The sequence below is a fragment of the Anaerococcus kampingae genome, assembly GCF_046365475.1.
In the GTDB taxonomy this organism is placed as follows: domain Bacteria; phylum Bacillota; class Clostridia; order Tissierellales; family Peptoniphilaceae; genus Anaerococcus; species Anaerococcus kampingae.
Genome location: NZ_JBGMEF010000037.1, coordinates 18,705 through 28,185, shown reverse-complemented (window position 1 = coordinate 28,185; position 9,481 = coordinate 18,705). Strand labels below are relative to the sequence as shown.

The 9,481-nt window shown below is 36.3% G+C and carries 9 protein-coding genes; 2 read left to right on the top strand and 7 right to left on the bottom strand.

Translation table 11 applies throughout. The annotated features are described in order from the left end of the window. Positions 1 to 203: 203 nt before the first annotated feature. Both ACCQ42_RS08670 and ACCQ42_RS08665 read right to left on the bottom strand, forming a co-directional pair. A complete protein-coding gene (locus ACCQ42_RS08670) occupies positions 204 to 1,814 on the bottom strand; it encodes a glycoside hydrolase family 13 protein (RefSeq protein ID WP_410035945.1) in 1,611 nt (536 codons plus the stop codon). 112 nt (positions 1,815 to 1,926) lie between these two features. Beyond that, positions 1,927 to 2,895, bottom strand: a complete 969-nt coding sequence (locus ACCQ42_RS08665; protein WP_410035944.1) for a 3-hydroxyacyl-CoA dehydrogenase — start codon at positions 2,893 to 2,895, stop codon at positions 1,927 to 1,929. Between the two features lie 216 nt (positions 2,896 to 3,111). On the opposite strand from ACCQ42_RS08665, the gene ACCQ42_RS08660 reads away from it, so the two are divergent. Continuing rightward, positions 3,112 to 4,596 (top strand): hypothetical protein, encoded by a 1,485-nt coding sequence (locus tag ACCQ42_RS08660; protein WP_410035943.1) that lies wholly within the window; start codon positions 3,112 to 3,114, stop codon positions 4,594 to 4,596. Between the two features lie 82 nt (positions 4,597 to 4,678). Here ACCQ42_RS08660 and ACCQ42_RS08655 read toward each other — a convergent pair whose 3' ends face one another. Further along, positions 4,679 to 5,551: a LysR substrate-binding domain-containing protein gene (locus ACCQ42_RS08655; protein WP_410035942.1), complete on the bottom strand. Its 873-nt coding sequence runs from the start codon at positions 5,549 to 5,551 to the stop codon at positions 4,679 to 4,681. A 105-nt stretch (positions 5,552 to 5,656) separates the two neighbouring features. Here ACCQ42_RS08655 and ACCQ42_RS08650 point away from each other — a divergent pair, with 105 nt between their 5' ends. Then, positions 5,657 to 6,691, top strand: coding sequence for a YeiH family protein (locus ACCQ42_RS08650; RefSeq protein ID WP_106461383.1), 1,035 nt, complete (start codon positions 5,657 to 5,659; stop codon positions 6,689 to 6,691). A gap of 98 nt (positions 6,692 to 6,789) precedes the next feature. Here ACCQ42_RS08650 and ACCQ42_RS08645 read toward each other — a convergent pair whose 3' ends face one another. From ACCQ42_RS08645 to ACCQ42_RS08630, 4 genes are all read right to left on the bottom strand, one after another. Next, positions 6,790 to 7,887, bottom strand: coding sequence for a HigA family addiction module antitoxin (locus ACCQ42_RS08645; RefSeq protein WP_410035941.1), 1,098 nt, complete (start codon positions 7,885 to 7,887; stop codon positions 6,790 to 6,792). Beyond that, complete coding sequence (locus tag ACCQ42_RS08640; RefSeq protein ID WP_410035940.1) at positions 7,880 to 8,209, bottom strand: hypothetical protein; 330 nt, start codon at positions 8,207 to 8,209, stop codon at positions 7,880 to 7,882. Before ACCQ42_RS08640 ends, ACCQ42_RS08645 begins: the two co-directional genes overlap by 8 nt. A 67-nt stretch (positions 8,210 to 8,276) precedes the next feature. Then, positions 8,277 to 8,495, bottom strand: a complete 219-nt coding sequence (locus ACCQ42_RS08635; protein WP_410035939.1) for a hypothetical protein — start codon at positions 8,493 to 8,495, stop codon at positions 8,277 to 8,279. Positions 8,496 to 8,655: 160 nt separating this feature from the next. After that, the gene (locus tag ACCQ42_RS08630; protein WP_410035938.1) at positions 8,656 to 9,480 is read right to left on the bottom strand and encodes a hypothetical protein; all 825 of its coding nucleotides are present in this window, start codon (positions 9,478 to 9,480) and stop codon (positions 8,656 to 8,658) included. Position 9,481: the final 1 nt, after the last annotated feature.

The window sequence follows — 9,481 nt, the reverse complement described above, 5'->3', positions numbered from 1 at the left end:
TTGTACAAATAGGTGTTGACAATCCACTGGGCTCGAAGCAAGGGTGTGGTGGTCGAAGATAAGGAAGTTTCCCTTGGAATGAAAATAGTGAGTAATTAACAATTTTAACATTAAAAAAATCCCTTCTATATATAGCCCTCTTATTTCCCAAAATCTCTACCAAAAAACTAGTCAAGATTTTACCTTGACTAGTCTTTTTTTGCTTATTTAATTTTCACACAGAAGGCGTCCCATGGGGCTAGGGTTTTTCTTTCTTTTACTTCTTCCACATCTGTGTTTGCTATTATTATTTCTTGGTAGGTATCCTTTAGTTCGAAGTTTTGCTCTTCTCCTGATAGGTTTACTACTACCAAATATTTCTCATCTTCTGTGCTTCTGTAGTAGGCAAATACCTTATCTGCTGTTTCTATTAGATCAAAGTCAGCATCTATTAGCCAATCATTATTTTTCCTCAAGTCTACTAGCTTTTTGTAGGTGTAGTAGATTGAATCCTTATCTGCTAGGGCCTTTTCTACGTTTATTTCCTTATAATTTGGATTTACTGCAAGCCAGGTCTTATCTGCATTTGAAAAACCTGCGTTTTTGCTAGCATCCCACTGCATTGGTGTTCTGGCGTTGTCCCTGCCTATTACTGATATCCTGTCAAGGATTGCCGCCATGTCTTCGCCCTTTTCTAGGCACTCATTGGCATAATTTATTGACTCTATGTCCTCAAAGTCGCTTAGGTCCATGAATGGGTAATTGGTCATGCCTATTTCTTCTCCCTGGTAGATGTAAGGAGTTCCTCTCATTAGGTGGAGGAGGATGGCGAAGGCCTTGGCTGATTTGACTCGGTTTTCTCCCTCATCTCCCCATAGGGATAGGACTCTTGGTAGGTCGTGGTTTTCCCAAAATAGGGAGTTCCAACCCTCACCTGGTGCAAGTTTATTCTGCCATTTGGCGAAAATTTGCTTTAATTTCTTCACATCTAGGTCTTTTTTGTAGAACCATTTTGCTTTTCCCTCTTCGTGGGATAGGCCGATGTGTTCAAATTGGAAGACCATTGATAGTTCTTTATTGTCTGGATTTGAATATTGTTGGGCAATTTCTGGGCTTGCTCCCCAGGTTTCGCCTACTGTAAGTAGGTCGTACTTTCCAAAGGTAGATGCGTTCATTTCCTTTAGATAGGTATGGAGCATTGGGCCATTTTCCCTGATTTCCTTATCAGGTACCTTTCCCAAAAGGTCGATTACATCCATCCTAAAGCCACCGATGCCCTTGTCTATCCAGAAATTCATCATGTCGTAGATTTCATGGCGGAGGTCCTCATTTTCCCAGTTGAGGTCTGGTTGCTTTTTGGAGAATAAATGGAGGTAATATTGACCAGATTTTTCGTCATATTGCCAAGCTGATCCTGAAAAAGCTGATTCTAATGAGTTTGGCTCATCTCTCCATATATAGAAGTCTCTCTTTGGGCTGTCTGGATTATCCCTTGCTTCTATAAACCAAGCGTGCTCATCTGATGTGTGGTTTACAACTAGGTCCATGATTATCTTGATGTCCCTCTTGTTTGCCTCGGCTAGGAGGGTGTCCATGTCATCCATATTGCCAAAAATATCTGCTATATCCCTGTAGTCTGAAATATCATAGCCATTATCATCCATCGGGCTCTTGTAGACTGGAGATAGCCAGATTGCCCCGATGCCTAGGTCCTTGAGGTAGTCAAGCTTGGAGATTATTCCCTTAAGATCTCCCATGCCGTCCCCGTTAGAATCCATGAAGGACCTTGGATATATTTGATAAATTGTAGTCTTATGCCACCAATGTTTTTTCATATTCATCTCCTTTGTTTTTTCTTTCCTTTTCATTGTAATCTATTCGGGCCTAAAGTTCTAGTTTTATATTTAGCTTAAAAAACGAGGATAGAAATCCTCGCCTTTTAAGCTTTTATTTGATTTTTCTACCCTTTTCGTCGTATTTGTAGAAGCCTTCACCTGCTGCCACGCCAGTTTTACCTGCTTCTATCTTTTCCTCAAGCATTTTTACAATCTTACCTGCCATTGTAGATGGGTCATCTGCCCCTTCCTTGTATTTTGCAAGGTTGTATGGTGTCATAAGGCCTATAATATCTAGGATTTCAAAAGGTCCTCTTGGGGCTCCTGCACCAACTTTCCAAGCCATGTCTACATCTTCAAAACTTGCATATTCGCCTGCTACTAGCTCTTGGGCTGCACTTAATAGTGGTACTAGGAGGGAATTTAGAAGATAGCCTGGCCTTTCCTTTTTGATTACAACTGGAATCATGGTGATTTCTCTGGCATAGACTTCCACAGCTTCTCTTACCTTATCAGATGTTTCTGGTGTTACCATAATCTCTGCAAGGTTATTTCTCCAGATGTGGTTGGCAAAGTGGAAGTGTAGATAATTTTCAGGTCTGCCTGCATCATCCTTAAAGGTTGATGGAAGCATGGTTGATGAGTTGGAAGCTAGAATTGTATCATCTCCTAAAAGGTCCTTAATCTTTTTAAAGAAGTCGTGTTTTACATCTGCCACCTCAGCTATAGCCTCGATTACAAAGTCTGCCCCTTCCATGGCCTTTGCCAAGTCTGTTTCGTATTTGATTGATTCGTAGGCTTTTTTTACATCCTCTTTTAGCTTATCAATCTCTTCTGGGCTAATATTTGCAAAATCTTCTATCAAAGCCCTTGCATAATCTGGATTTTCCTTACCAATTTGAGCCTTGGCATGGTCAAGCTCTGCCAGATAGGTCATATATAATTTTTCAATTTTTGGCTTAGCTCTACCGATTGATTCCTCGCTTCTTAGCCAAAAAGTAACATTTTTTCCTCTATAGGCTGATTGAAATCCGATTTGACTACCTAGGACTCCACCGCCTGCAATTACAATATTTTTCATCTTTTCTCCTCTCTTTTCTCTTATAAAATTACCCCAGAATATCTCTTCTAAACACTTTTTGCAAAAAAATGTCAATCTATAAAAATCACCTGTCAAAATAAGCTTTAAACTCAAAAGCAACCACAAAAAATATCTTAGTAATTAGATACCTCAATAAAAGTTTTTAAACAAAGTCGCAATATGATATAATAGAATAAAATAAACTAAGGAGCCACCATGAAAAAGAAAATATTTGGTATACTTGCCCTAGCCTTTATCCTGTCATCATGCAGTATGGTAAAAAATGACATAGATTTTCTCCTAAGACAAGGTAAAATCCGTGCAGGCAAGGCCAGCGAAGACTACGCCAAGGACATCCTAGGCGATGACTACTTTGATTATGAAAATGAAGATGAAGATGTCCTAGAAGATGAAGATATCGATGAAATTGATAATGATGAAGAAATCCTAGAAAAGGATGAAAATGGCAATGCTACTATAAAAGATGGCCAAGATACTATCAAAAAGAACGACCAGTTCGACCTTTTTGCTGACCTTCAGGGCAAAATCCTCTACGATTGCCTGGTAGACAGCGGTGAAAAAATATATTTCCGCAAGGATGGCAATTTTGATGGTTCATGCTACTACGGCGACGGTCAAAATATGTCCTATGCCCTCTTTAAGGGTCAATTTGCCAACCCTAAAAAAATTGACGATAACACATATACAGTAAGACTAACAAAATTCTCCTACCAAACCCCAAAATCAGGCAGCTTTGAAGAAAATGGCGTCACAACCAAATATGTTGATGCACACAACTTCAACCAAGGCATGCTAGGAGAAGAATTCACCTTCCACTTGCCAGCTTCAAAAATCACAGACCTAGAAAATAAAGGCTACACAGTAGATCTCTACTACAAGCCAGACTACCCAGATGGCAAGGCAGGAGCCTACATGCTATCCAAAAAGCACCACAAAGAATACACCGACATCAAAGACCTTGTATTCATGAAAGAATATCCAGATGTAAAAAAAGGCAATATCGACGAAAAGAACTCAAATGTCTTTGAACTAGGCAAGCAATTCCCGAAAATAAGCAACGAAGAGCCAACAAGCCAGGCCAATGCCCCAAAGAAAACACAAGGCATAAACGACAAAACAGAAGTATTCTTCAGCCACTCTGACCAAATATGCATGTCAGAAATGATCCTAGAAAATTACAAAGAAGAGAAAAAACAAGCCATAGGCGGGGTCAAAGACCTAGAAGGAAGCCTAAAATTCCTAGACACCGGCTCACATGTCCTATACAACCTCGAGCAATCAAAAAACTTCAAAGATATGTTCGAAGATAAAACCCTATCAGACATAGATCTAGATAGCAAAGACAAACAGCCAATCATCAAGGTCTTAGGCAACATAAGAGACAAAAAAGAAATAAAACCAAAATCTGACACAGACATCAAAATCACAACCTACACCCTCCTAGCCTCCAAAAGAACAGGCGAGAAAATCCTAATCAGCCTAGACTATTGCGGAGACATAGACACAGCCACCTTCATCCAAGAAGATGGAAGTGAACTAGTCAAAACCTGGGCCATCCCAATGGGAGTCTACAAGGTAAAAGACAAAGACCTAGGAGAAGTCACAGTCTACAAATTCGCCGCCGGCGAAGGCACCCAACAAGCAGCCTATGAGATATACGGGGATACTTACGGGTTCTAAATTTATGCACTAAAAGAGGGAGCTTATTTAAGCTTCCCTTTTTTAATACTAATTATTCAAAACAAGAACACACATCTTTTTCTTACAATTTTTCAGCTATTTCTAAATACAAATCCAAAAATATGGAATTCTTGCTGGCCACAATGGACATATCATGGGTCAGATTAAAATCCTCTAGATCTACAATCCTAAGCTCCTTTTCCCTTAATTCCTTTTCAACACAAGACTCAAACAAGAAGCTAATACCGCAGTCTGCCTTAAGAAGCTCAACAATAGCGTGCATATTATTAATCTCAATAATATTTGCAAAATCCTTTGTATCTATATTATCCATATAGAGGAAATTTTTGAGAATGGCAAGAGTACCAGACCCCTCTTCTCTTATAATAATCCTCTCATCTAGCAAATCAGTCAGCTTTGTGATAGGTCTTTGAAAAACATGGTCCCTGTGGCAAATACACTGGACCCTATCGCTCTTATATTTTTTGACAAAATAATCCTTGCCATCCAAAAACCCCTCAATAATTGCAAAATCAATCTTACCACTATCAATATCCCTCAAAATCTCATCAGTATTTTCATAATATATATGAAGATCACAAGCCGCCTTCTCCTTAATCAAGGCAATTAGTTTATCAATGACTATATACTCACCAACCGACCTCGTAAAACCAAGAGAAATCTTCTCCCCCTGGGATTTTTTCTTGCCAAGGAGCTTCTTAAGCCTATGCTCATCATTTGACATAGAAAGGAGCGCCGCCCTTAAAATCTTGCCTTGGTCAGTCAAAGATAAATTTTTCTTATTCCTACAAAAAAGCTTACAATTATAATAATTTTCCAAATATTTAATATGCTGAGATATGGCAGGCTGGGTAATATTCAGACTCTCCGCCGCCTTAGTAAAATTAAGATACTCACACACCGCCAAAAAACTTTCAATTCTAAAATCCAACATAAAATCCTCCCTAATAATCATAACAAAAATTTATAATATAGTAAATAATTATAATTTTACATTATGATAATCCCCTGCTATAATAAAAAAACGGAAGGAGAAAACATGACAAAATCAATAGAAAAAAATATAAAAGGAATCATACTCTGCCTCCTAATAGCAAGTATATCTCAATTCATAGGCAAAAAAGTGCCCCTAGTAGGACCTGCAGTATTTGCAATACTCATAGGCATGGTCCTCGGTCAAATAATAAAAAACAAAACACCCTACATGGACGGAGTAAGATTCACCTCCAAAAAAATCCTACAATACGCCGTAATCCTCCTAGGATTCGGACTAGATTTAGGTCTAGTATTAAAAACAGGAAGAGAATCACTACCAATCATCCTATCAACCATATCAAGCTCACTATTAGTAGCATTCATAGCCAGCAAAACAGGCCTCATCAAAGACCACATAGCAACACTAGTTGGAGTAGGTTCATCAATTTGTGGAGGATCTGCCATAGCAGCCGCCGCACCAGTAATAGATGCAGACGAAGATGAAATCGCCCAAGCTATATCAGTAATATTCTTTTTCAACATCCTAGCCGCTCTTCTTTTCCCAAGCCTAGGACAGCTAATCGGCTTTAGCCACGCCAACGGTCACGCCTTCGGAATATTTGCAGGATCAGCAGTAAACGACACATCATCAGTCACAGCCACAGCATCCACATGGGACACAATATTCAACCTAGGAAGTCAAACCCTAGATGAAGCAGTCACCGTCAAGCTAACCAGGACCCTCGCCATAATCCCAATATGCCTAGGCCTAGCCTTCATAAGAATGAAAAAAACAGACACAGATGATAGCAAAAAAATATCCATCAAACAAATATTTCCATTTTTCATAATATATTTCATAATAGCAAGCCTAATCACAACCATAGCCCTCGCCAAGGGAGTAGACATAGGATACTTCAAACCCTTCAAAGACCTATCCAAATTTTTCATAGTAATGGCAATGTCAGCCATAGGCTTCAACAGCGACATAGTAAAACTAGTAAAATCAGGCTCCAAACCCCTAGCCCTAGGAGGAACATGCTTCATAATCATCACATCAATAACCCTAATAGGAGAAAAACTCATCGGGCTATTATAGGGAAAAATTAAAATTGAATTTATGTTAGTTAAATTCACCCACTAAAAGAGGAAGCTTCACCAAGCTTCCCCTTTTTTATATTCAATAATTCACTTCACCTATGCAGATTTCATTTCATCATTATCCAGACTAATTTCATAATAAGTATTGTAAGAATTATATGCTTTATAATCAATCAAGCCATCATTCTTAAGTCTTCCTGTAATAATACAAGTAAGCACATTCTTTTCTTGTGCAAATTTCTTTATAGTATCTATCGAAAAGTCCCCATCTTCTACAAAATTCTTATATTTTTTCCTATCAAGCAAAAAGTCAGCTGCAAAATCATTAGCAATTCTTTCCTTAGATTCATATTCTTTCATATCCAATTCATTGGTATAAAAATCTCTATTTACAATATGACCCAATTCGTGTAATAAAGAAAACCAGAAAATATCCGCCCTCTTATTCCTATCGGTAATAAGCAGCAAGACAGATCCATTTTTAAACTTTTTACATGCCCCATTTAGGCCAGAATTTCTAAGGTGAGGCAAGGCAACTAAAACAATTCCGCAGTCTAACAAAATCTCCTTCAAGCTAGGAAGAAACTCATCATAATCTTTTAAAATCAATCTCTTGATTTCTTCATAATATGATTTAAGCTTATTAATATTAAGCTTTGTATCAGTCTTATTTCGAGAAATGTTCTCAGCAAGCTCCAACATAACGTTAGAGTTAATAATAGACTCATCGCTAAAAGCATCCTTATTTCTGTAACTAACCTGAGAATTAAACTTCTTAAAATACAAAAGATTTGCCACATTAAGTTTTGACCTCAAAACCTCTTTTTTTTCTTCTCTAAAATACTTTTTATTCTCAATAAGGCCATGAACTTTAAAATATTTTAAATCAATCTTATCAACAACTTCATCCTCATCACTTACCACCCTAGCCTCAATCTCTGCCTTCTTCTTATCATAAGCATTTTGAAGATTCATCCACATCTCAAAGCTAATAGAAGTGAGCTGTTCAAGTTTGTAAGCTAAATCAGGACTGATATTGCAAAGACCATTAACAAGTTCACTAACAGTCTTAGAAGAAGTACCAAGTCTTTCTGCAAATTCATTTTGACTAATATTTAAATCATCAATAATATCCTCAACATAAGAGCCTGGGTGAAATCCTATTAAATTTTCATATTCAATATAATTACTCATAATGTTTCCCCATTTCTGCTATATAAACATCTTCAATATAAATTGCATTTACAAAAACATCTTCCTCATCAAACTCCAAAATAAGTCTGTAACCGTCTCTCCTAGTGCCTATATCAATAGCATACTGGCCCTTCCTATCAGCCTTCAAATCATGAAAATGAAAAGGCCTAAAATCTATAATAAGACTAAGATTAGGAGCATTTTCAATAAAGTTAATGGCCTTAAGCAACCTTCTTCCAATCTTATCACCAAACTCCTTCTTGGCAACTTTAAGGTCAGTACACTGTTTTTCTAATTTTTTATTCTTATAAAGAATTTTCATACAAGCCCCACAAAATTACCTTTTAGGTAATATCATTATATATTGAAATACAAAAAATTCAAGAAAACTAGTCAACCAGCTTCATATTAAGAATAGGTACATCACAAGTTTTTTCTTGGTATCTCTGAGAATAAAAAACATCCTCAGCATAAGATAAAAGCTTAGCTTGCCTATCCTCAGTCAAAGAGTCAAAAATATATAAAATATTATCCCTAGCAGGCAAGCCCTTCTTAATAGCCTTCCTAGACTCACGAAAATCCTCAAGCACCTTATCAATATCCTTCATAAAAATCCTCCTTTGTATGTTTCTTAATGTAATTGTACATTAAGAGTCTAGTTAGTCAAGGGTAAGTGTCTTTTTGTGTATAAAGTTTATTGGACTAGAAAATAAGCACCAAAAAAGCCTAACTTTTAAGCTAGGCTAATAATTAAAATTATATAAAACCTTAAAATCCTTTTTCCTTTAAGAATTCTTCATAAAAATCTAAAAATTGTTCATCAATTGATGTTACCCATGAAAACATTATTATAATTTCAAGATATTTCTTCTTTCCTCTAATAAATGTTATATCTGCTAATTCATTATACAGTATATCAATATCAAATCTATTCTTCTTTGGTCTTACATCATAATCATCAATATACTTACCTTTTATTCTCCTAGAAATAGGCCAAGCTTCTCGTATATCAAAATAATATTGAGCATAACCTAATGCCCATTCCATTAAATCAACATGATATTTTCTACCAGTATTAGAAACCCACTCCTTCACTTTATCAGGTAGCATTCCTATAGCTTCATTGCTAAGTTGATCTAAATAATTGATATTAATTCTATTACTCTCATCAATGGTGAATTTATTTAATTCATCAATATATCTATCTAAAAATTTATATTTTTTTATTAATTTAGCATATAAATTAAATGACGCTTTTTGCCAACCTTTCGTATCATAATAGAGCCCGAAGGCAATATCTTCACACAACTTATTTCTGAGAGTCCTAACAAACTTAACATTTTCTTCCATGAAAATCTTTAATAACCATTCCTGAGTTTCAACACTATAATCAGACAACTCTTTTTTATACTTCAGGGCCTTTTCATTCAATTTTATTCTTTCTCTATCTAATTCGTCAATATCTATATATAAATTAAAATATTCAAAAATATAATTTATAAACTGATGAATATTATCTATTTTTTTATCAAAGTCAAACTCATCAATATTATCTCGTTTCTTTCTCTCTTTAATAAACTCCTCAATCTTCATT